We start from the raw sequence: 21,868 nt of genomic DNA on the forward strand, positions 1-21,868 counted from the left end.
CGCGGGCGGATGATCTCCCCCGACGCCGCAAAGGCGCAGAGACACTAAAGGGGAAACGTCATGACGAGGCCCGAATTCCTCCGCTCCACGACGCCGAAGTTCGAGGCGCGCTACGAGAATTTCATCGGCGGCCGCTGGGTCGCTCCGCGCGCCGGCCGCTATTTCGAGAATGTGACTCCGGTCAATGGACAGATTCTCTGCGAGGTCCCGCGTTCCGACGCGACCGACATAGAGCTCGCGCTCGACGCCGCCCATGCCGCCAAGGACGCTTGGGGCCGCGCCAGCGTCGGCGAGCGTGCGCGCGTTCTCCTCGCCGTCGCCGATCGCATGGAGCAAAATCTCGCAGCGCTCGCGGAAGCCGAGAGCTGGGACAATGGCAAGCCGATCCGCGAGACGACGGCTGCCGACATTCCGCTCGCCATCGATCATTTCCGCTATTTCGCCTCGGCGATCCGCGCGCAGGAAGGCGGCATATCGGAAATCGACCACGACACGGTCGCCTATCATTTCCACGAGCCGCTCGGCGTCGTCGGCCAGATCATCCCGTGGAATTTTCCCTTGCTGATGGCGGCGTGGAAGCTCGCTCCCGCGATCGCGGCGGGCAATTGCGTGGTGCTGAAACCGGCCGAGCAGACGCCGGCCTCCATACTCGTATGGGCGAAGATCGTCGGCGATCTGCTGCCGGCCGGCGTCGTCAATATCGTCAATGGCTTCGGCCTCGAGGCGGGCAAGCCGCTCGCCTCCTCGCCGCGCATCGCCAAGATCGCCTTCACCGGCGAGACCAGCACGGGACGGCTGATCGGCGAATATGCCGCGCGCAATCTCATCCCCACGACATTGGAGCTCGGCGGCAAATCGCCGAACATCTTCTTCGCCGATGTGGCGGCGGAGGACGACGCTTTCCTCGACAAAGCGCTCGAAGGCTTCGCCATGTTCGCGCTCAATCAGGGCGAGGTCTGCACCTGCCCGAGCCGCGCTCTGGTGCAGCGGAGCATCTACGACAAATTCATCGAGAAGGCGGTGAAGCGCGTCGGCGCCATCGTGCAGGGCGACCCGCTCGACGCCAAGACGATGATCGGCGCGCAAGCCTCCAAGGAGCAGATGGAAAAGATCCTCGGCTATATCGACATCGGCCAGAAGGAAGGCGCGGATATATTGATCGGCGGCGGACGCGCCGAGCTCGGCGGCGATCTTTCCGGCGGCTATTATGTGAAGCCCACAGTGCTCGCCGGCAATAATAAGATGCGCGTGTTCCAGGAGGAGATCTTCGGACCCGTCGTGTCGGTGACGGTGTTCGACACGGATGAAGAGGCGGTGGCGATCGCCAATGACACGATCTTCGGCCTCGGCGCCGGCGTGTGGACGCGCGACATCAACCGCGCCTATCGCGTCGGCCGCGCCGTGCAGGCGGGACGCGTGTGGACCAATTGCTATCACGCCTATCCGGCGCATGCGGCCTTCGGCGGCTACAAGCAGTCCGGCATCGGCCGCGAGAATCATCGCATGATGCTCGATCACTACCAGCAGACGAAGAATCTGCTGGTCAGCTATAGCCCGGACAAGCTCGGCTTCTTCTGAGCGTCCGGCCGGGGCGGCCGTTTCCCTCCCTGCGGTCGCCCCGCTCCCTTTGACCTCGCTGCTCCTACGGCGGAACGCCAAAAGCATAGGTAATTATGCACAGATAGACTGCTTGCGCTATTCGTTCGAATGTCATCAATAGATCGCCATCGACTTTTCTTTTAAGGCGATCATGCTCACCGACAGCCGCGAGATCATCCGTCGTCTGGAACGCGAAGGCTGGCTGCTCGTCCGCTCCAAGGGCTCGCATCGGCAATACAAGCATCCGAGCATAGTCGGACGCGTCACCGTCGCTCATCCGAAGAAGAATATTCCGCCCAAGACCGCCGCCGACATTTATCGTCAGGCCGGCTGGCCGAAGGACTGATTATTCCGCTGCGCGCGAGAGCCTGTCCCAAGGGGCTTCGATGGCGATGATGAAGGCGGCTCCTTCGAAGCTCTCCGCCCATTCTGGATCGTCTCTCAATTTCGACAGCTCGCGCGGCTCGGGGATCGGCGCGCCGTCCTCGCGCATGCCGTCCGCCCAAAGCTCCAGCGCCTCGGTCGCCATAACGAAGAGATCGTCGAGCTCGTCGGCTGCCGAGAAGCAGCCTGGCGCGTCGGGAAAGCTCACGCCATAGGCGCTGCCCTCTTCCTGATGGACGATCGCGATATAGGGTTTCATGGTCGGCCTGCTTTCGAAATCGTCGACAATATAGCTCATACGCCGAATTTGGCCACGCCCTTGCGACGCCAGCAGGGTCTTGACCGCGCCCTCCGCGCGACTTAACAGCCTGACGCGAGGGGGAGGCTCGGATCGAGCATATTGGGCGCGCCGGCCCGCTCCGTCCGCCGTTGCGAGGACGGAAATGAGACGCTGGCTCCTGCTCGTCCTGCTGATCCCCATCACGCTCGGCCTATGGCGGATGCGCGGCGACGCCTATGGCTCCGGCGCCTTCCTCGGCTATGTCGAGGGCGAGCTTCTCTATATCGGCCCGGTGGAGGGCGAGCGTCTCGCCCGGCTCGACGTCGAGGCCGGCAGCGCGGTGACGGAGGGCGAGCCGCTCTTCTCCATGGCCACCCCCGTGCTCGATCGCCAGCGCGCCGAGGCCGCCGCGCGGCTGGCGCAAATGCAGGCGCAGCTCGAGAATCTGCGCGCCTCCATGAATCGTCCGCAGCAGATCGCCGTGCTGCAGGCCGCCGTCGAGCGCGCCCGCGCCTCGCTCGCGCTCTCGGCCGCCGAATATGAGCGCAAGCGCATTCTCTCTTCGCATGGCAATGCGCCGAAATCGGCGCTCGATCAGGCCGTGATGACGCGGGATCGCGACAAGGCCACGCTCGCCGAGGCGGAGCGCCAGATCGAGGTCGCGCGCCTGCCGAGCCGCAATCAGGAGATCGAGGCCGCGCAATCGGCGATCGTCATGGCGCGCGCGCAGATCGAGCAGCTCGACACGCGCATCGCGCGACAAAAGGTCGTCGCGCCGGCGGCTGGCGTCGTGCAGGATATTTTCTTCCGCGCCGGCGAGATGGTCGTCGCCGGCCAGCCGGCGCTCTCCCTGCTGCCGCCGGAGAATCGCAAGGTGCGCTTCTATGTTCCGCAGGCGCGGCTCGTCGAGGCGCGGCTCGGCGCGCGCGTCGCCATCGAATGCGACGGCTGCGAGAAGGGCCTTTCGGGCCGCATCAGCTTCATCGCGCAGCGCGAGGAATATACGCCGCCCGTCATCTTCAGCGATCAGGAGCGCGCCAAGCTCGTCTTCAAGGCGGAGGCGCGGCTCGAGGACAGAACGCTGCTGCTGCCGCTCGGCCTTCCCGTGCGCGTGCGCCTTTCCGCCGAGAGCGCGTCGCCGTGAGCGGCGTCGAGATCGCCATCGAGGCCGAGGGGCTCACCAAATCCTTCGGCGCTCGCAAGGTGGTCGACAATCTCACCATGCGCGTCGAGCGCGGCCGCATTCATGGGTTTCTCGGCCCCAATGGCAGCGGCAAGACGACGACGATCCGCATGCTCTGCGGATTGCTGACGCCCGATTCCGGCCGCGGCTCCTGTCTCGGCTATGACATTCGCACGCAGCAAAACGAGATCAAGCGCCAGGTCGGCTATATGACGCAGCGCTTCTCGCTCTACGCCGATCTCTCGATCCGCGAGAATCTCGAATTCGTCGCGCGCATCTACGGCCTCGCGCGGCCTGTGGAGATGGCGCGGGAAGCCATCATTCGCTTAGGGTTGGAGAAACGCGCCGAGCAGCTCGCCGGCGAGCTCTCCGGCGGCTGGAAGCAGCGGCTGGCGCTCGCCGCCTGCATATTGCCCGGACCTGCGCTGCTGCTGCTCGACGAGCCGACGGCGGGCGTCGACCCCAAGGCGCGGCGCGATTTCTGGGACGAGATTCATTCGCTCGCCGCGCAAGGCCTCACCGTGCTCGTCTCCACCCACTACATGGACGAGGCGGAGCGCTGTCACGAGATCGCCTATATCGCCGACGGCCGCCTTTTGGCGCAGGGGACGATCGCCGAGATCGTCGCCCGCTCCGGCCTCTCGACTTACGTCGTGACCGGCCCCGATCTCGGCGCGCTCGCCATGCGGCTGAAAGCGACGAAGGGCGTCGATATGGTCGCGCCCTTCGGCATGGCGCTGCATGTCGCCGGCCGCGACGCCGCGCGCCTCGCCGCGATCGTGCGCGAGTTCGGCGAGAGCGCGCCGCAGCAATGGACGCGCGGCGAGCCCTCGCTCGAGGATGTGTTCATCGATCTCATGACTCACATAGAGGCGCGACGATGATGTTCACGCCGAACATGCGCGCCTCGCTCGCGCGCATCTATGCGATGTTCGTGAAGGAGCTGATTCAGCTGCGCCGCGATCGCGTGACGCTGGCGATGATCGTCGGCATTCCGCTCATTCAGCTGCTGCTGTTCGGCTACGCCATCAACGCCGATCCCAAGCATCTCGCCACGGCGCTGCTGGTGCAGGACGACGGGCCGCTGGCGCGCTCCTTCGTCGCAGCGCTGCGCACGACCGATTATTTCGACATCATCGCCGCAGCGACGGACGAGAGCGACGCCGAGAAGCTGATCCTCTCCAATCGCGTGCAATTCGTCATAGAGGTGCCGCCCGATTTCGGCCGGCGCGTCATTCGCGGCGAGCGGCCTCCCGTGCTCGTCGTCGCCGACGCCACCGATCCCACGGCGACCGGCGGCGCCGTCTCCGCCGTGACGGCCGCGGCCGCGAGCGCGCTGGACCGCGAGCTGACCGGCCCGCTCGCGCATCTCGCGCAAGGACCGCCGCCTTTCGAGGTGCGCGTGCATCGCCGCTACAATGCGGCTGGCGAGACGCGCCGAAACATCGTGCCCGGACTCGTCGGCACGATTCTCACAATGACCATGCTGATCTACACCGCGCTGTCGGTGACGCGCGAGATCGAGCGCGGCACGATGGAGGCGCTGCTCGCAATGCCGGTGCGGCCGACCGAGATCATGCTCGGCAAGATCGCGCCTTATGTCGTGGTCGGCGGCGTGCAGATGGGCATTATCCTCATCGTCGCGACACTATTGTTCGGCGTGCCGATCGTCGGCTCGCTGCTCGCGCTGGCGCCGCTGACGCTCTTGTTCATCACCGCCAATCTCTCGGTCGGCTACACATTCTCGACGATCGCCGTCAATCAATTGCAGGCGATCCAGATGACCTTCTTCTTCTTCCTGCCCAATATGCTGCTCTCTGGCTTCTTCTTCCCCTTCCGCGGCATGCCGCAATGGGCGCAATATGTCGGCGAGGCGCTGCCGCTCACCCATTATCTGCGCATCGTGCGCTCGATCATGCTGAAAGGCTCGAGCTTCGGCGATCTGACCAGCGACACGCTCGCGCTCGGCGTCTTCACCCTGGTGGCGATGAGCGTCGCGGTGATGCGCTTCCGCCAGACTTTGGACTGACGGGAACGCGCTTGACCCCGCCATACGCAAGCGCCAGGATGACAGGGCGGAAGGCGTCGGGCCGCATCGGCGCGAAAGGGCGATCATGAACGCTTTTAGTCGCAACATGCTGCTCGCGTTGGGCGTCGCAGGCTTCGGCTATTTTCTGTGGTCGATCTTCGTCGCCAGTCGCTATCAGGCGCTTTGCGAAATCTCCTATTGGTCCGCGACCGAGGCGCAATTGCGCGCCTGCGACGAGATGCGCTCCTCCCTGCCGAGAAATTGACGAGGCCGCGCCGCGCGCGCATTGCGGAAAATGGAATGAACGCCTCACTCTACACTTTTGCGGCCCTGGCGCTGCTGGTCGCGCCGCACGCCCTCGCCTCGGAAATTCATCTCGATTGCGGGCGCACGAATCGGACGGTCGCGATCGACATCGACACCGGCCGGCGCTTCGTGCAGCTCATTTGGGAGGACGGCGTCGCCGAGGAATATCGCGATGGCGATTCCTATGTCTCCGGCGCGAGCGGCTCCAGCGAGACGCAAAAGGTCACTTATGCGGTCAGCGTCGACAAGGATGCGGTGAGCTTCGGCCAGGACCGCGTCTGCGTCGCCGCGAGCGGCAAATGCCGAGACCAGCATATTCGCAACCTGCTCGACGTGGCCGCGGGCACGTTGAAATATGACGATGGCGGCGTCATCGCCGTGCTGAAATGCGCGCCCGCGCCGCCGGGCCGCAAATTCTAGAGACGTCGCCCCCAAAGAAACGCATCGCTCCGCTCCACCTTGCGCCGGGGCGGCGCGGTCGCCTAAGAGAGCGCATCCCGATGCGCGGCTCTCGCGCGCGGCGTTCAATCGAAAAGAGGTTTGCGTGGCCGACGACGAAGACTATGTCTATGACGAAGCGAGCGGCGAATGGGTTCCGGCGTCGCAGCTCGCCGCGGCGGCGGCGCAGGCGAAGGTCGTGAAGGATTCGGCCGGCAATGCGCTCGCCGACGGCGACTCGGTCATCCTCATCAAGGATCTGAAGGTGAAGGGCGCCAATCAGACCTTGAAGCAGGGCACGGTGATCAAATCGATCCGCCTCACCGACGATCCCGAGGAGATCGACTGCCGGCACGACGCCATCAAAGGATTGGTGCTGCGCACGGAATTCGTGAAGAAGCGCTGAGCCGGTCTTCCGGCTCGCTCGTCAATGCGCCTCCTCGTCGTGGTTTTTTCCATGGCCGCCGGCGAGGCGCTCCGACAGAGCGAAGGCCAGCGTCGAGACGACGAAGACCATATGAATGCCGAGATAGAAATACAGATCCCGGTCATTCATATGCGGCACGTCCATGAAGGCCTCGAGCAGCTTGATCGCCGAGATGGCGACGATGGTCGAGAGCAGCTTCAGCTTCAGCTCGGAGAAATCGATCGAGCCCATCCAGTCCGGCCAGCCGGGCTGGCTGTCCGTGTCGACCCTGGAGACGAAATTCTCATAGACCGATAGCATGACCGTCACCACCAGAGCGCCGGTCAGCGTCATGTCGATGAGGTCCAGCACCAGCAGGGTCATGTCGGATTCGGCGGCGGTGAGGAGATGCGCCGTCGCCTCGTAGAGATGTACGCCCGCTTTATAGAGCAGCTCCAAGAGCCCCACCGCCAGCATGACGAAGAAGGGCGCGAGCAGCCAGCGCGACATGAACAGGAAGGATTCGAAAAAGCGCTTCATCTTCGACTCGTTCTGGTAGGGGAGGCGACGGAGCCGTACACGAATTCGCCGCGCCGGCCAAGCTCAGGAGACCGGCGCTCGCGCCGATCGCCCTTCTGCCCGCGGAATCGCCTTGACCCCTGCGGTCGTCTCCCGTAACGTCTGCTCCGTTATTTCACCTGGAGCGGGCCGTGAAGGGCATTCTTCTCGTAGGCAGGGCGCTGGAGACGGAGCGGGTCTGAACCCGAGCTTCCGCCGCTGGCGCTTATCCGAGGCCCTCCAGGGGGCCTTTTTTATTGCCTATGGGGGCGCGCCCGCGCGGTCCTATGTCTCGAGGGTCGAGAAAAGCGGAGCTGGAGAGAATGGCGAAGCAGATGACCGGAGCGGAAATGGTGGTCGAGGCCCTGAAGGATCAGGGCGTCGAAGTGCTTTTCGGCTATCCCGGCGGCGCCGTCCTTCCGATCTATGATGTTCTCTTCCACCAGGAGAAGGTGCGGCATATTCTCGTGCGCCACGAGCAGGGCGCGGCGCACGCCGCCGAGGGTTACGCCCGCTCCTCCGGCAAGCCGGGCGTGCTGCTCGTGACCTCCGGCCCCGGCGCCACCAACACCATCACCGGCCTCACCGATGCGCTGATGGACTCCATTCCGCTGGTCTGCATCACCGGCCAGGTGCCGACGCATCTCATCGGCTCCGACGCTTTTCAGGAATGCGACACGGTCGGCATCACCCGCCACTGCACCAAGCATAATTATCTGGTGAAGAATATCGCCGATCTGCCGCGCATCCTGCACGAGGCTTTCTATGTCGCCTCCAGCGGGCGACCGGGGCCGGTGGTCATCGATATTCCGAAGGATGTGCAATTCGCGTCGGGGACCTATACCGGCCCGCGCAATGTGCATCACAAGACCTATCAGCCCAAGCTCGACGCCGACACGGACGCCATTCGCCGCGCGGTGACGATGATGGCCGCCGCCAAGCGGCCGATCTTCTATACGGGCGGCGGCGTCATCAATTCCGGCCCGGCGGCCTCGACGCTGCTGCGCGAATTGGTGTCGCTCACCGGCTTCCCGATCACCTCCACGCTGATGGGCCTCGGCGCCTATCCGGGCTCCGGCCCCAATTGGCTCGGCATGCTCGGCATGCACGGCACTTTCGAGGCCAATAACGCCATGCACGACTGCGATCTGATGATCGCCGTCGGCTCGCGCTTCGACGATCGCATCACCGGACGGCTCGACGCCTTCTCGCCCGGCTCGAAGAAAATCCACATCGATATCGACCGCTCCTCGATCAATAAGAATGTGAAGGTCGATCTGCCGATCGTCGGCGATTGCGGCCATGTGCTCGAGAGCATGGTGCGCATCTGGCGCGCCGAGGCGATGCACGCCGAGAAGCAGCCGCTCGACGCCTGGTGGAAGAAGATCGACGAATGGCGCGACCGCAAGTCGCTGGCCTTCCGCAATTCCGACAAGGTCATCAAGCCGCAATATGCCGTGCAGCGGCTCTATGCGCTGACCAAGGATCGCGATCCTTACGTCACCACCGAGGTCGGCCAGCATCAGATGTGGGCCGCGCAGCATTATCATTTCGACGAGCCCAATCGCTGGATGACCTCCGGCGGGCTCGGCACAATGGGCTATGGCCTGCCGGCGGCGATCGGCGCGCAGCTCGCGCATCCCAAATCGCTGGTCGTCGATATCGCCGGCGAGGCGTCCATTCTGATGAACATTCAGGAGATGTCGACGGCGATCCAATATCGGCTGCCGGTCAAGATCTTCATCCTGAACAATGAATATATGGGCATGGTGCGCCAGTGGCAGGAGCTGCTGCACGGCGGACGCTACTCGCACTCCTATTCCGAGGCGCTGCCCGATTTCGTGAAGCTCGCCGAGGCCTTCGGCGCCAAGGGCATTCGCTGCTCCGACCCCGCCGATCTCGATCGCGCCATTCAGGAAATGATCGACTATGACGGGCCGGTGATCTTCGACTGCCTCGTCGAGAAGGGCGAAAATTGCTTCCCGATGATCCCCTCGGGCAAGGCGCATAACGACATGCTGCTCGCCGATCTCTCCGACGACGCCGGAATCGAGCTCGGCTCGATCATCGACGAAAAGGGCAAGATGCTGGTGTGAGACGAGCGAATAGCGAGTAGCGAATAGAGCTGCTCCGCTTTCGACTATTCGCTACTCGCTAACCGCTGGAAACGGACACATGAACGCTCCCCTCTCCCCGCCCTCGCCCTATTCCTCGCCGACGTCGCGCTCCAATGTGGAGACGCATACGCTCGCCGTGCTGGTCGACAATGAGCCGGGCGTGCTGGCGCGCGTCGTCGGCCTGTTCTCGGGCCGCGGCTATAATATCGAGAGCCTGACGGTGGCCGAGGTCGCGCATGGCGAACATCTCTCGCGCATCACCGTCGTCACCTCCGGCACGCCGGAGACGATCGAGCAGATTCAGCATCAGCTCGAGCGGCTGGTGCCGGTCCATAAGGTCACCGATCTCACCGTCTCCGCCCGCTCGCTGGAGCGCGAGCTGGCCATGGTGAAAGTCAAGGGCAAGGGCGAGGAGCGCAACGCCGCTCTGCAGCTGGCCGAGGCTTTCCGCGCCCGCGTCGTCGACGCCACCATCGAGAGCTTCATCTTCGAGCTGACCGGAAAGCCCGACAAGATCGACGAATTCGTCGATCTGATGCGCCCGATCGGCCTCGTCGAGGTCTCGCGCACGGGCGTGGCGGCGATCTCGCGCGGGCCGGACCCGATCTGACCGCGCAAATCCTTAATTTTTGACCTTCGCGCGCGGGACGCGTAGAAAGGTCTACGAAATGCGCTCTCGTCCTGCGGTTCTTCCCGAGACGAGAGAAAAGCCACGTAAAATCAATCAGGAAACCGACTCTGCCGGCGCGACCGGCGGTTGCGGAACTCTTGAAGACTAGCGACGGCCGACTGTCGTCCTGCGGGGGAAAGCGAGAATATGCGCGTCTATTACGATCGGGATGCCGACATCAATCTGATCAAGGGCAAGAAGGTCGCTGTGGTCGGCTATGGCAGCCAGGGCCACGCCCATGTCCTGAACCTCAAGGATTCCGGCGTCACCGAGGTCGCGGTCGCGCTGCGCAAGGGCTCCGCCTCCGCCAAGAAGGCCGAGGGCGCCGGCGTCAAGGTGCTGGAGGTGGCCGAGGCCGCCAAATGGGCCGATGTCGTCATGATGCTGACGCCGGACGAGCTGCAGGGCGAGATCTACGCCGCCGAGCTCGAGCCGAATCTGAAGCCCGGCGCGGCGCTGTTCTTCGCCCATGGCCTCAACATCCACTTCAACCTCATCGAGCCGCGCAAGGATCTCGACGTCATCATGGTCGCGCCCAAGGGTCCCGGCCATACGGTGCGCGGCGAATATCTGAAGGGCGGCGGCGTGCCCTGCCTCATCGCCGTGCATCAGAACGCCTCCGGCAATGCGCTCGAGCTCGGCCTCTCCTACGCTTCGGCGATCGGCGGCGGCCGCGCCGGCGTCATCGAGACGAGCTTCCGCGAGGAATGCGAGACCGATCTCTTCGGCGAGCAGGTCGTGCTCTGCGGCGGTCTCGTCGAGCTGATCCGCAATGGCTTCGAGACTTTGGTCGAGGCCGGATATGCGCCGGAAATGGCCTATTTCGAGTGCCTTCACGAGGTGAAGCTGATCGTCGACCTCATCTATGAGGGCGGCATCGCCAATATGAACTACTCGGTCTCCAACACGGCCGAATATGGCGAATATGTCACCGGCCCGCGCATCGTCACCAAGGACACCAAGGCGGAGATGAAGCGCGTGCTCGAAGACATTCAGTCCGGCAAGTTCACCCGCGACTGGATGCTCGAGAACAAGGTGAGCCAGACGTCGTTCAAGGCCACGCGCGCCCGCAACGCCGCCCATCCGATCGAGGAGGTCGGCGGACGCCTGCGCGCGATGATGCCCTGGATCGGCAAGAACCGGCTGGTCGACAAGGACCGCAACTAGAGCGCTTCCGATCGGGCGCACGATCCGATCCGATTGGATCGTGCTCCCGTCGAGCGTGCGAAGGAGAGCGCCATAGGGAAGCTCAGCTCGGATCGAACGCAACGTCGAGAGAGGAGCGGCCGGGGCGCCGCCCTTGCGACGGAGAGGCGCGATGCAGCCGAAAATCGACGCGCCTGACGAAGAGGAACGTCGCAAATTGAGACGCAATGTCTTCGAGATCACGCGCCTGCGCATGTCTGGCCAGATCGAGGAGATGCTGCGCTATTTTGCGCCGGACGTGATCGTTCGCTATCACGCCACCAAAGAGGGCTTGTTTCTTCCCGGCGTCCTTCACGGCCGCGAGGCGTTTCGCGAGAATATTCGTCTCACCGACGTCGATTACGAGCCCCTCGGCAGCGAGGTGCTGGACATATTGGTGGACGGCTCCATGACGGCGGTGCGATGGCGCAACTCCTGGCGGCATCGCAACTCCGGCCGTACGGCCACCATGGACATGGCGCATTTCCTGTCCTGGCGAAACGGCATGGTCATCGAAGTGTTCGAGTATCTCGATTATCACGGCTGGAATCCCTTCAGCGACGACCAGCTCATCGAAAGAGACGAGCCCCGCCCCTGAAGAAAGCGCGAATCGAGGCGCGTATGACCGATATCGAAGAGCTTTTCGCCCGTCGCCCGCCGGGGCTGGAACGTGATGAAATCCGTCGCCGCCTCGATCTGCTCGCCTCGCAGCCAGCCGAGAACGGCGATTTCAGCGTCATCCACGAGCTGTTCTCGCCGGATGTCGTCTGCGAGTTCGTCGGCGACAAGACGCGCATCCCCTATGCCGGGCGCCATACGGGCCTCGACGCGCTGCTCAATATATTGCGCGCCATCAACGTCGACTTCTGCCAGTCGGAGCCGATGATCGACGATGTCGTCATCGACGGCGGCCGCGTCGCGCTCCGGCGAAGCGTGCGCTGGCGCCATCGCGGCACCGGCCTCGAGGGCCGCGTCGACCTCGCCGATTTCGTACGTTTCGAGCACGGGCTCATCGTCGAATTGATCGAGTTCCGCGATTCGATCAGCATTCTCAACATTCAGGGCGAGCCCTCCTGGCCCTGACCCTGCTCCCGCTCCCGCCGTCCCGATCCTGAGCCGTCCCTTTTGGCCCTAGCCGAGGCTCCGCCGCTCCCATGCGATTGCGCTTTTTCACGCTCGACGTCTTCACGACGCATCGTTTCGCCGGCAATCCGCTCGCCGTCGTGCTCGGCGCGGACGGGCTCGACACGGCGACGATGCAGTCCATCGCCCGCGAGCTCAATCTGAGCGAGACCGTCTTCGTGCTGGAGCCCCGCGATTCCATCAACACGGCGCGGCTGCGCATCTTCACGCCAGCGCGCGAATTGCCCTTCGCCGGCCATCCGACGATCGGCGCGGCGATCCTGCTCGCGACGCAGCGCGCGCCGGAGATGCTGACCCGCAACGGAATCGTCATCGCGCTCGAGGAGGAGATCGGCCTCGTCCGCTGCGATGTGGTGAGGGACGCCTCCCGCGCCGTTCTCGCGCGCTTCGCCGCGCCGCGCCTGCCCCTCCCCGGAGCGCCGGCGCCGGAGGCCGAAGCGCTGGCCCAAGCGCTCGGCCTCTCGGCCGCGGACATCGGCTTCGCCCGCCATATTCCCTCGCGCTTCTCGGCCGGGGTGGAGTTCGTCTTCATTCCGCTCTCCTCCCGCGCGGCGCTGGATCGCGCGCGGCCGGACCCGGCGCTCTTTCCGGCCGTCATGGGCGAGGCGGTCGGCGCCTATCTCTACACCAGCGACACGGTGGAGCCGGCGAGCGCGGTCTGCGCGCGAATGTTCGCCAATGGCGTCGGCATAGGCGAGGACCCGGCCACGGGCTCGGCCGCCGCGGCCTTCGCCGGCGTCGCCCACGCTTTCGAGGCGCCGGAGGACGGCGAGCACGAATTCGTCATCGAGCAAGGTTACGCCATGGGCCGTCCCTCCCGCATCATCCTCGGCTCGCGGATCGAGGCGGGCCGGCTCGTCGCGGTCACAGTGGCGGGACATGCGGTGGAAATGCAACGCGGAGAATTGGATTTATGAGCGGCGAGATCGAGATCGCCGCCGCCGCCGCCCTGCATTGCGTGCTCGAGCCGCATGATTGGGCCTTCGATCGGCTGCGCGGCGCGGAGATCGACGCCCATTGGGCCACGCGCCGCGCCGCCGTCCCCTCGCTCTATGACGGGCCTGTGCTGCTCGCCCATGGAGTCTCGCGCGGGGAGAATGGGATTCTCGGCGTCAAATTCTTCACGACGCGCTTCTCGCGCTTCCTCGCCTGGCGGGATTTCGGCTTTCCGGGCGGCGGCGTCCATAATTGCTTCTCCATGCCGGCGCTGCGCTCGTCGGACGGCGCCTTTCTGCTCGGCGAGATGGGGGCGGATCACTCCGCCCCCGGGGCGATCTATTTCCCCGCCGGCACGCCGGACCCGAGCGATCTGCGCGACGGGATCGTCGATCTCGAGGCCAATCTGCTCCGCGAGTTGGAGGAGGAGACCGGCATTGCGGCGCATGAGGTGCGGCTTTCGCCCGACTGGACCATCGTCTTCGCCGGGCCGCGCGTCGCCTGCATGCGAATCGCGCAGTCGCCCCTCTCCGCCGCCGCGCTGGAAGAGCGCGTGACCGCCTTTATCGCCGCGCAGAGCAAGCCGGAGCTGGCCGGCGTGCGCATGGCCGCGCGGCGCGCCGATCTCGCCGAGCCGAGAATGCTTCACTTCATCCGCCGTTTTCTCGAGCCGCTGCTGCCCACATGAGCAAATGGGGGCTGAATTTCCTTGCGGCGCGGTGTAGATTGTACGTCATGAGCAAAGTGCAAGCGATCGGCGGCCGTGCGGCGCGGCCGGGCGGACAGACTCCGCCCGAGGACAGCGCGCGCGCCATTCGCGGCGCTCTGCTCGGCCGCTCGCTCGTGCTCGTCGGCATGATGGGCTCCGGCAAGACCTCCATCGGCCAGCGCCTGGCGCAGCGACTCGGCCTGCCCTTCAAGGACGCCGACGCCGAGATCGTCGCCGCTGCGGCCGGCATGTCGATCCCCGATATTTTCGCCAAATATGGCGAAGCGCATTTCCGCGATTGCGAGCGCCGCGTCATCGCCCGGCTGCTGGCCGGCGAGCCCTGCGTGCTGGCGACCGGCGGCGGCGCCTTCATGGACGAATCCACCCGCGCGCGGGTCAAGGAGCGCGGCGTCTCGCTATGGTTCGACGCCGCGCATGACGTGCTGCTGCGCCGCGTGCGCCGCAAGGGCGACCGGCCGCTGCTGCAGACGAGCGACCCCGCCGCTGTGCTGCGCCGGCTGATGGACGAGCGCTATCCGGTCTACCGCCAGGCCGACATCGCCGTGCTCTCCCGCGATGTGGCGCATGAGGTGATGGTCGAGGAGACCATCGCCGCGCTGCTGGCCTTTGCGCATGGCGCGCCGGAGAGCGCGACCACACGAGGTTTCGACAGATTCATGACGTCACGAACGCCGCCCGCCTCCGTCGAGCCGCAGACTGTCGAAGTGGGGCTCAGCGACCGCGCCTATGACATCATCATCGGCGCCGGGCTGCTCGAGCAGGCGGGCGAGCATCTCGCGCGCATCGCGCCGGGCGCCGCCTGCGCCGTCGTCACCGACGCCAATGTCGCGCGGCTGCAGCTCCCCGTGCTGCGCCACAGCCTGGAGAAAGCCGGGATACGCACCGCCTCGATCATCGTCGAGCCGGGCGAGGCCTCCAAATCCTTCCCCGTCTTCCAGCGCGTCTGCGAGGAGATTTTGGAGGCCCGCATCGAGCGGCGCGATGTGGTGCTGGCGCTCGGCGGCGGCGTGGTCGGCGATCTCGCCGGCTTCGCGGCGGCGAGCGTGCGGCGCGGCTCGCGCTTCGTGCAAGTGCCGACGACTCTGCTGGCGCAGGTCGACTCTTCCGTCGGCGGCAAGACCGGCATCAACACGCCGCAGGGCAAGAATCTCGTCGGCGCCTTCTATCAGCCCTCGCTGGTGCTGGCCGACGTCGACGCTCTGGCGACGCTGCCGCTGCGCGAGTTCCGCGCCGGCTACGCCGAGGTCGTCAAATACGGCCTCATCGACGACGCCTTCTTCTTCGAATGGCTGGAGAACAACGCCTCCGCCGTCTTCGCCGACCGCGCCGCCCGCGTCGAGGCGATCTCGGTGAGCTGCCGCTCCAAGGCCAAGATCGTCGCCCGCGACGAGACCGAGCAGGGCGATCGCGCTCTGCTCAATCTCGGCCATACTTTCGGCCACGCCCTCGAGCGGCTCGTGCGTTACGACGGCGAGCGCCTCGTCCATGGCGAAGGCGTCGCCATCGGCCTCGTCTGCGCCTTCCGCTTCTCGGCGCGGCTCGGCCTGTGCAGCCTGCAGGACGCCGAGCGGGTCGGCCGCCATCTCGCCCGCGTCGGCCTGCCGACTCGCATTCGCGACATTTCCGGCTGGCGCGACGACGCCGACGCCATGCTCGACGCCATGTTCCAGGACAAGAAAGTCGAGAAAGGCGCGCTCACCTTCATTCTGGCGCGCGGCATCGGACGCTCCTTCGTCGCCAAGGGCATAGACGTGGATCAACTGCGCAGCTTCCTCAAAGACGAAATCGCGCGCGAGTAGCCCTATGCATGGCGGAGCGGAGGCTGGCCTCGAGAATGTCGACATCTGGGTCGCGTCCCTGGTGGTTTTGCTGTGCGTGCTTCTCTCGGCCTTCTTCTCCGCCTCCGAGACGGCGCTGACCGCCGCCTCCCATGCGCATATGCACTCGCTGGAGAAGGAGGGCGATCGCCGCGCGGCAGTGGTCAATCGCCTGCTGCGCCAGCGCAATCGCATGATCGCGGCGCTGCTGCTCGGCTCCACTCTGGTCAATATCGGCGGCTCGGCCTTCACCACCAGCGTGCTGGTCTATCTCACCGGCGAGAGCGGCGCCGTCTACGCCACCATCATCATGACGGCGCTGCTGCTGGTCTTCGCCGAAGTCCTGCCCAAGACGGTCGCGATCAACCATCCCGACCGGCTGTCGCTGCGCGTCGCCCGCATCATCAGCGTGTTCGTCGCCGTCTTCGGCCCGCTGCTCTTTGCGGTAGAGGCCTTCGTGCGCGGCGTGCTGAAGCTCGCCGGCGTCGAGATCGGCCATGGCCGCACGCTGCTCTCGCCCTATGACGAGCTCAAGAGCGCCGTCGACATCATGCACGAAGAAGGAACCGTCGAGCGCAATTGGCGCGACATGTTCGGCGGCGTGCTCGATCTTCAGGTTTTGCATGTCGCGGATGTGATGATCCACCGCACCAAAATGCGCACCATAGACGCCGATCTGCCGCCCGAGCAGATCGTGCGCGAGGTTCTCGCCTCGCCCTTCACGCGCATGCCGATCTGGCGTGACCGGCCCGACAATTTCATCGGCGTCGTCCACTCCAAGGATCTCTTGCGCGCGCTGGATGCGGCGCAGGCGGATTTCTCCAAGCTCAGCATAGACGACATAGCGCTCGAGCCCTGGTTCGTGCCGGAATCGACGACGCTCGAGGATCAGCTGGAGGCCTTCCTCAAGCGCAAGACGCATTTCGCGCTGGTCGTCGACGAATATGGCGAGGTGATGGGCCTCGTCACGCTCGAGGACATATTGGAGGAGATCGTCGGCGATATTCGCGACGAGCATGACCTCGCCATGCAGGGCGTTCGCCCGCAGGAGGACGGCTCGGTGCTCGTCGACGGCGCCGTGCCGGTGCGCGATCTCAATCGCGTCATGGAGTGGAGCCTCCCCGACGAGGAGGCGACGACGATCGCCGGCCTCGTCATCCATGAGGCGGCGGCCATTCCCGAGGCGGGGCAGGTGTTCAACTTCCACGGCTTCCGCTTCGAGGTGCTGCGCAAGATGCGCAACCGCATCACCGTGCTGAAAGTGACGCCCGCCGAGGCCAAGGAGCCGGCCTGACGCGCGCCCAGCTCACGCCGCGCTGTCTTCGGCAGGCCCTTCGTCGAAGCGCCGCCGCGCCGCGACAATCGCCGAATGGCTCTGCTCCGCCCAGCGAATGAGCGCGGCGAGCGGCCCCATCATGGCGACGCCGAGCGGCGTCAGCCGATAATCCACGCTCGGCGGCTTGGTCGGATAGACCCTGCGCGCCGCCAGCCCATCGCGCTCCAGCGTGCGCAGCGTCTGCGTCAGCATGCGCTTGGAAATATCCGGCGTCGCGCGATTGAGCGCGCCGAAGCGCTGCGGTCCCCCGGCCAGCGCGATCAAGATCAGCGTCGACCATTTGTCGCCGACGCGATCCAGCACATCGCGCACCGGACAGCGGCTCGCATCCAGCGCTAGACCTCGCCATTCGTCGAATTTGCGCGCGAGCTCCTCCCGCGCCGTCATCGGGACGGTTCCCTCGGCGTTCCCTTGTCCCAAAAAACTGCCTCCTTCACGGGCTCTAAAGTCTCGTTTAGAGACCTTATATCAGAAACGAGACCGAAAGGAACGCCACTATGACTTCCTCCGCTCATCCGCGCATTTTCGTCACCGGCGCGACCGGCCAGCTCGGCCGGCTCGTCATCGCCGCGCTGCTGCGAAGCGTTCCCGCGACGCGCATCGTCGCCGGCGTGCGCCGGACCGACAGCGACGCCGCCCGCGACCTCGCCGCCCTCGGCGTGGAGCTGCGCATCGCCGATTATTCCCGCCCGGAGACGCTGGCCCCGGCCTTCGTGGGCGTCGATCGGCTGCTGCTGATCTCCTCGAGCGAGGTGGGCCAGCGCGCGGCTCAGCACCGCAATGTCATAGCGGCGGCGACGCGGGCTGGCGTCGGCCTTCTCGCCTATACGAGCCTTCTGCGCGCCGATGTTTCGCCGCTGGCGCTGGCGCAGGAGCATCGCGAGACGGAAGCGCTCCTGCGCGCCTCGGGAACGCCTTTCGCGCTGCTGCGCAATGGCTGGTACACGGAAAATTACGCCGCCTCCATCGCCCCGGCGCTGGCGCATGGCGTCTTCATCGGCGCCGCCGGCGAGGGCAAGATCGCCTCCGCCGCGCGCGCCGATTACGCCGAGGCCGCGGCCGCCGTGCTGACGGGCGCGGATCAGGCCGGCCGCATCTATGAGCTGGCCGGAGACGAGGCCTATACGCTGGCGGAATTCGCCGCCGCGATCAGCGATGTCGCGGGGCGAAAGATCGCCTATCAGAACCTGCCCGAAGCCGATTTCGCCGGCGCTCTCGTCGGCGCCGGCCTGCCGGGCGCATTCGCCGCTCTGCTGGCCGATTCCGACGCGGGCGCGGCGAAGGGCGCGCTGTTCGACAATAGCCTCCAGCTCAGCGCGCTGATCGGCCGGCCGACGACGCCCTACGCCGTCACCATCGCGCAGACATTCGCGACTCTCGCCGCCGCCCACAAATGACGCGCTGCGCCGCGATCGGTGATAAGCTTCGTGGATGAGCAAAGCGGCGGATTTCTCCACGGTCACGGTCGGCGCTACTCGCCGCGTCGCCTTCGGCGATCATTTGCCGCTCGCCCTCATCGCCGGCCCCTGCGCGCTAGAGAGCCGCGCGCAGGGCCTGGAGATCGCACAGGCGCTGGCCGAGCTCGCCGTGCGGCTGAGCATTGGCCTGGTCTTCAAAGCCTCTTTCGACAAGGCCAATCGCAGCTCCGGCTCCGCCGGACGCGGCCTCGGCCTTGCCGCCTCTCTGCCGATCTTCGCCGAGATCGAGGAGCGCTTCGGCCTTCCCATCCTCACCGACGTGCATGAGACGACGCAATGCGCGCCTGTCGCGGAAGTGGCGGATATTCTGCAAATCCCCGCCTTCCTCTGCCGGCAGACCGATCTTCTAACGGCGGCGGCGCGGACGGGTCGGGTCGTCAATGTGAAGAAGGGCCAGTTTCTCGCGCCCTGGGACATGCGCCACGCCATCGACAAGCTGCGCGCCGAGGGCGCCGCCGGCGCGCTGGCCACGGAGCGCGGAACCAGCTTCGGCTATAACGCCCTCGTCTCCGATATGCGCGCGCTGCCTATTCTGGCCGAGACGACCGGGGTTCCGGTCATTTTCGACGCCACACATTCCGTGCAGCAGCCGGGCGGGCTCGGCGCCGCTTCCGGCGGCGAGCGGCGCTTCATTCCCGTGCTGGCGCGGGCGGCTGTGGCGGTGGGGGTCGCCGGCCTCTTCATCGAGACGCATCCCGACCCGGACAGCGCCGTCTCCGACGGACCGAACATGATCGCTCTGCGCGATCTGCCGGCGCTGATGGAGATGCTGCTGCCCTTCGATCGGCTGGCGAAAGCGCTGCGATAGCGCGCGTCACCCCCGCCCGCGATAGGGCGGCACGCCCTGATCCGGCAGCCAGAGTCCTGCGGGCGGCGCGCCCGTCTGCCAGAAGACGTCGATCGGTATGCCGCCGCGCGGATACCAATAGCCGCCGATGCGCAGCCAGCGCGGCGTCATCGCGGCCACGAGATCCTTGGCGATGCGAATGGTGCAATCCTCATGGAAGGCGCCGTGATTGCGATAGCTGCCGAGATAGAGCTTCAGCGACTTCGATTCGACGAGCCATTCCATCGGCGCATAGTCGATGACGATATGCGCGAAATCCGGCTGGCCGGTCACAGGGCACAGCGAGGTGAATTCCGGCGCGGCGAAACGGACGAGATAGGTCTCGCCCGGATGCGGATTGGCGACGAGGTCGAGCTCGGCCTCTTCGGGCGATTGCGGCAGCGGCGCCTTCTGCCCGAGAAGCGCGGCGCCCTTATGCGTCTTCGTCATGCGCAAAGCTCTTAACCCGACGCGCGCGCGCGTCAATCGGGAATGAGGTCGAAGCGAAAGCGGCGCGCGAGCTCGATCATCGCGCCCGCAGCCAAGGCCGCGCCGGCGATGAGCGCGAAAAAGCCCGCGCCGGAGAGGCTCGACCAGAAGCCGCCGAGCCAGCCGCCGAGAAAATTGCCGGCGAACATTGTGAGGAACCAGGCGCCCATGGCCATGGAGCGCGAGCGCGGCGGCGCGAGACGCGACACCAGCGAGAGCGTGATCGGCGAAAAGCACAATTCGCCGAGCGTGAGCAAAGCGAAATAGGCCGCCAGCCACAGCCAGCTCGACAGCCCCTCCCCGCGCGTCTCCGCGGCGAGGCCGAGGATCAGATAGGAAAGGCCGAGGCAAAAGCAGCCGAGCGACAATTTGACGATGGTCGAGGGCTCCCGCCCCGCCGCGGCGAGCCGCGCCCACAGCGCCACCAGCGGCGGCGTGAAGAGGAAGATCATCAGCGGATTGACGGACTGAAACCAAGTGACAGGAATTTCGCCGCGCCAGAACAGAAGATCGACATGGCGATCGGTGAAGCGCTCCGCCCACAGCGCGATGGTATTGCCCTGCTGCTCATAGGCCGCCCAAAAGAGAATGGCCGGCGGCGCTAGCAGCAGCAGGCCGAGCAGCGCGCGCCCATCGCCGTGCGTCGCAGTCGCGTCGACCGGGGCGCGCGCGGCCTCGAGCGGCAGGCTCGGCAGGCCCGAAAGATAGATCGCGAGGCCGATTCCCATGCCGATTCCGGCGCTGGCGAAGCCGTAATGCCAGCCCCAACTCTCGCCCAGCGTGCCGCTCACAAGCGGCGCGAGAAAGGCTCCGAGATTTATGCCGACATAGAAGATCGAGAAAGCGCGGTCGCGGCGCGGATCGTCTCGCCGATAGAGCCCGCCAACTTGCGTGACGATATTGGGCTTGAAGGCGCCATTGCCGAGCGCCAATGTGACCAGCGCGAGCAGAAACAGCCCTTCGGACGCCATCATGAAATGGCCGGCCATCATCAGCGCCGCGCCGAGAATCACCGTGTAGCGGCGCCCGAGCCAGCGATCGGCGAGCCATCCGCCGAGAATGGGCGTCAGATAGACGAAGCCGGTGTAGAGCCCGTAGATTTGCGAGGCGAAAGGCTGCGGCGCCAGCGGGCCGAGCAGAAATTCGAGCCCCTGCTTCAACGCGCCGAGGCCGATGACGCGCTGCGCCCGCTCCGGCGCGAGCAGATGATCGACCATATAGAGCACGAGGAGAGCGCGCATACCGTAATAGGAGAAGCGCTCCCACATCTCGGTCGCGAAGAGAAAGGCGAGGCCCTTCGGATGGCCGAGAAGATCGGCCGAGCGCGCGCTCACAGAGGCTCGCCAGCGTCCGGCCGCACGATCTTTTTCAGAATATCCGGCGGGATGCGAATATCGGCGACCTTCCACGTCCAATCCGTGAGCGCGAAGACGATGGCGACGCCATCCTTATGGGTGATGCGAAACCGCGTCGGCGACAGAAGCTGGAAGCGATGCGCGAAGCGACGCAGATCGAGCTCCTTCGGCTCTTGTCCGCCGGCTTCGCTCCCACCGCCGGCCGCGGGCGCGCGCCGCGCCAGAAGAGCGCCGATGGCGGCGGGCGAGACGAAGCGATCGACGGCCGTGTCGATGAGCGCAGGGCCGATCGCCGCCAGCAGCCCGGCGCCGAGCCGCGCCCCGGCGCTGCGACGCCTATCCGCCTCGTCCAGCGCGCGCGACATGACGATGGCCGAAAGCTGCTCCTTGATGGAGGCGCGCACGGCGGGAAAATCGACATGATCGGAAATGGCCGCGGCGTCGCCCGCCTTCACGCCCGCCTCGAGCTGGCGCAGCGAGAGAAAGGCGTAGCCGGCGTAGAGAAGCGCAAGAGCGAGAAGGGCGAAAACGGCGATTAGAGCGCGTCGCATGATCGTTTCCCCGGGAGCCGCCAGAAACAGGGCTGCAGGATCTTTAAAAAAT

At 65.8% G+C, this 21,868-nt stretch carries 25 protein-coding genes; 19 read left to right on the forward strand and 6 right to left on the reverse strand.

What is annotated here, in order from left to right:
- Positions 1–60 precede the first annotated feature (60 nt).
- Positions 61–1,578, forward strand: a complete 1,518-nt coding sequence (gene adh / locus K369_RS16850) for an aldehyde dehydrogenase (protein ID WP_036292612.1) — start codon at positions 61–63, stop codon at positions 1,576–1,578.
- 172 nt (positions 1,579–1,750) lie between these two features.
- The gene (locus K369_RS16855) at positions 1,751–1,945 is read left to right on the forward strand and encodes a type II toxin-antitoxin system HicA family toxin (protein ID WP_036292614.1); all 195 of its coding nucleotides are present in this window, start codon (positions 1,751–1,753) and stop codon (positions 1,943–1,945) included.
- Here K369_RS16855 and K369_RS16860 read toward each other — a convergent pair whose 3' ends face one another.
- Entirely contained in the window at positions 1,946–2,242 is a 297-nt protein-coding gene (locus tag K369_RS16860) for a type II toxin-antitoxin system HicB family antitoxin (protein WP_018267862.1), read from the reverse strand.
- 184 nt (positions 2,243–2,426) lie between these two features.
- Between K369_RS16860 and K369_RS16865 the strand changes: the two genes are divergently transcribed.
- The 6 genes from K369_RS16865 to K369_RS16885 all read left to right on the forward strand — a co-directional run bounded on the left by K369_RS16865 (position 2,427) and on the right by K369_RS16885 (position 6,625).
- Positions 2,427–3,407, forward strand: coding sequence for an HlyD family secretion protein (locus K369_RS16865; RefSeq protein WP_036292616.1), 981 nt, complete (start codon positions 2,427–2,429; stop codon positions 3,405–3,407).
- Complete coding sequence (locus tag K369_RS16870; protein WP_036292618.1) at positions 3,404–4,330, forward strand: ABC transporter ATP-binding protein; 927 nt, start codon at positions 3,404–3,406, stop codon at positions 4,328–4,330. Before K369_RS16865 ends, K369_RS16870 begins: the two co-directional genes overlap by 4 nt.
- On the forward strand, positions 4,327–5,475 hold the full coding sequence (locus K369_RS16875) for an ABC transporter permease (RefSeq protein WP_084570703.1): 1,149 nt from the start codon (positions 4,327–4,329) through the stop codon (positions 5,473–5,475). The genes K369_RS16870 and K369_RS16875 overlap by 4 nt, the downstream gene beginning before the upstream one ends.
- A gap of 85 nt (positions 5,476–5,560) precedes the next feature.
- Positions 5,561–5,740: a hypothetical protein gene (locus K369_RS26605; protein ID WP_108917330.1), complete on the forward strand. Its 180-nt coding sequence runs from the start codon at positions 5,561–5,563 to the stop codon at positions 5,738–5,740.
- A gap of 35 nt (positions 5,741–5,775) precedes the next feature.
- Positions 5,776–6,201, forward strand: a complete 426-nt coding sequence (locus tag K369_RS16880) for a hypothetical protein (protein ID WP_156967952.1) — start codon at positions 5,776–5,778, stop codon at positions 6,199–6,201.
- A 124-nt stretch (positions 6,202–6,325) separates the two neighbouring features.
- A complete protein-coding gene (locus K369_RS16885) occupies positions 6,326–6,625 on the forward strand; it encodes a zinc ribbon domain-containing protein YjdM (RefSeq protein ID WP_036292624.1) in 300 nt (99 codons plus the stop codon).
- A gap of 21 nt (positions 6,626–6,646) precedes the next feature.
- Here K369_RS16885 and K369_RS16890 read toward each other — a convergent pair whose 3' ends face one another.
- Positions 6,647–7,165 (reverse strand): TIGR00645 family protein, encoded by a 519-nt coding sequence (locus K369_RS16890; protein WP_024881198.1) that lies wholly within the window; start codon positions 7,163–7,165, stop codon positions 6,647–6,649.
- 341 nt (positions 7,166–7,506) lie between these two features.
- Here K369_RS16890 and K369_RS16895 point away from each other — a divergent pair, with 341 nt between their 5' ends.
- The 9 genes from K369_RS16895 (at position 7,507) to K369_RS16935 (ending at position 17,075) form a co-directional block, all read left to right on the forward strand.
- On the forward strand, positions 7,507–9,279 hold the full coding sequence (locus tag K369_RS16895; protein ID WP_036292626.1) for an acetolactate synthase 3 large subunit: 1,773 nt from the start codon (positions 7,507–7,509) through the stop codon (positions 9,277–9,279).
- 79 nt (positions 9,280–9,358) lie between these two features.
- Positions 9,359–9,910 carry an acetolactate synthase small subunit gene (gene ilvN, locus K369_RS16900; RefSeq protein WP_036292629.1) on the forward strand — a complete coding sequence of 184 codons (552 nt, stop codon included), beginning with the start codon at positions 9,359–9,361 and terminating at the stop codon, positions 9,908–9,910.
- 207 nt (positions 9,911–10,117) lie between these two features.
- Positions 10,118–11,137: a ketol-acid reductoisomerase gene (gene ilvC / locus K369_RS16905; protein ID WP_024881201.1), complete on the forward strand. Its 1,020-nt coding sequence runs from the start codon at positions 10,118–10,120 to the stop codon at positions 11,135–11,137.
- 151 nt (positions 11,138–11,288) lie between these two features.
- Entirely contained in the window at positions 11,289–11,753 is a 465-nt protein-coding gene (locus K369_RS16910) for a nuclear transport factor 2 family protein (RefSeq protein WP_036292631.1), read from the forward strand.
- Positions 11,754–11,776: 23 nt separating this feature from the next.
- Entirely contained in the window at positions 11,777–12,238 is a 462-nt protein-coding gene (locus K369_RS16915) for a nuclear transport factor 2 family protein (protein ID WP_036292632.1), read from the forward strand.
- Between the two features lie 71 nt (positions 12,239–12,309).
- Complete coding sequence (locus K369_RS16920; protein WP_036292634.1) at positions 12,310–13,215, forward strand: PhzF family phenazine biosynthesis protein; 906 nt, start codon at positions 12,310–12,312, stop codon at positions 13,213–13,215.
- Positions 13,212–13,922, forward strand: a complete 711-nt coding sequence (locus K369_RS16925; RefSeq protein WP_036292636.1) for an NUDIX hydrolase — start codon at positions 13,212–13,214, stop codon at positions 13,920–13,922. The genes K369_RS16920 and K369_RS16925 overlap by 4 nt, the downstream gene beginning before the upstream one ends.
- 47 nt (positions 13,923–13,969) lie before the next feature.
- Positions 13,970–15,763: a 3-dehydroquinate synthase gene (gene aroB, locus K369_RS25670; protein ID WP_084570704.1), complete on the forward strand. Its 1,794-nt coding sequence runs from the start codon at positions 13,970–13,972 to the stop codon at positions 15,761–15,763.
- A gap of 4 nt (positions 15,764–15,767) precedes the next feature.
- Positions 15,768–17,075, forward strand: coding sequence for an HlyC/CorC family transporter (locus tag K369_RS16935; RefSeq protein ID WP_036292638.1), 1,308 nt, complete (start codon positions 15,768–15,770; stop codon positions 17,073–17,075).
- 12 nt (positions 17,076–17,087) lie between these two features.
- On the opposite strand, the gene K369_RS16940 is transcribed toward K369_RS16935, so the two are convergent.
- Positions 17,088–17,537 (reverse strand): helix-turn-helix domain-containing protein, encoded by a 450-nt coding sequence (locus K369_RS16940; RefSeq protein ID WP_036292641.1) that lies wholly within the window; start codon positions 17,535–17,537, stop codon positions 17,088–17,090.
- 77 nt (positions 17,538–17,614) lie between these two features.
- Between K369_RS16940 and K369_RS16945 the strand changes: the two genes are divergently transcribed.
- Together K369_RS16945 and kdsA are read left to right on the forward strand one after the other, a co-directional pair.
- Positions 17,615–18,514, forward strand: coding sequence for an SDR family oxidoreductase (locus K369_RS16945; protein WP_036292643.1), 900 nt, complete (start codon positions 17,615–17,617; stop codon positions 18,512–18,514).
- A 34-nt stretch (positions 18,515–18,548) separates the two neighbouring features.
- Positions 18,549–19,403 carry a 3-deoxy-8-phosphooctulonate synthase gene (kdsA, locus tag K369_RS16950; protein ID WP_036292644.1) on the forward strand — a complete coding sequence of 285 codons (855 nt, stop codon included), beginning with the start codon at positions 18,549–18,551 and terminating at the stop codon, positions 19,401–19,403.
- 6 nt (positions 19,404–19,409) lie between these two features.
- Here kdsA and queF read toward each other — a convergent pair whose 3' ends face one another.
- The 3 genes from queF to K369_RS24860 are packed head-to-tail and all read right to left on the reverse strand — an operon-like array spanning position 19,410 to position 21,816.
- Positions 19,410–19,871: a preQ(1) synthase gene (gene queF / locus K369_RS16955; protein ID WP_018267840.1), complete on the reverse strand. Its 462-nt coding sequence runs from the start codon at positions 19,869–19,871 to the stop codon at positions 19,410–19,412.
- A gap of 32 nt (positions 19,872–19,903) precedes the next feature.
- Positions 19,904–21,244: a peptide MFS transporter gene (locus tag K369_RS16960; protein ID WP_036292647.1), complete on the reverse strand. Its 1,341-nt coding sequence runs from the start codon at positions 21,242–21,244 to the stop codon at positions 19,904–19,906.
- Positions 21,241–21,816: a DUF2939 domain-containing protein gene (locus K369_RS24860; RefSeq protein WP_051949352.1), complete on the reverse strand. Its 576-nt coding sequence runs from the start codon at positions 21,814–21,816 to the stop codon at positions 21,241–21,243. Before K369_RS24860 ends, K369_RS16960 begins: the two co-directional genes overlap by 4 nt.
- Positions 21,817–21,868 lie beyond the last annotated feature (52 nt).

The organism is Methylosinus sp. PW1, assembly GCF_000745215.1.
In the GTDB taxonomy this organism is placed as follows: Bacteria; Pseudomonadota; Alphaproteobacteria; order Rhizobiales; family Beijerinckiaceae; genus Methylosinus.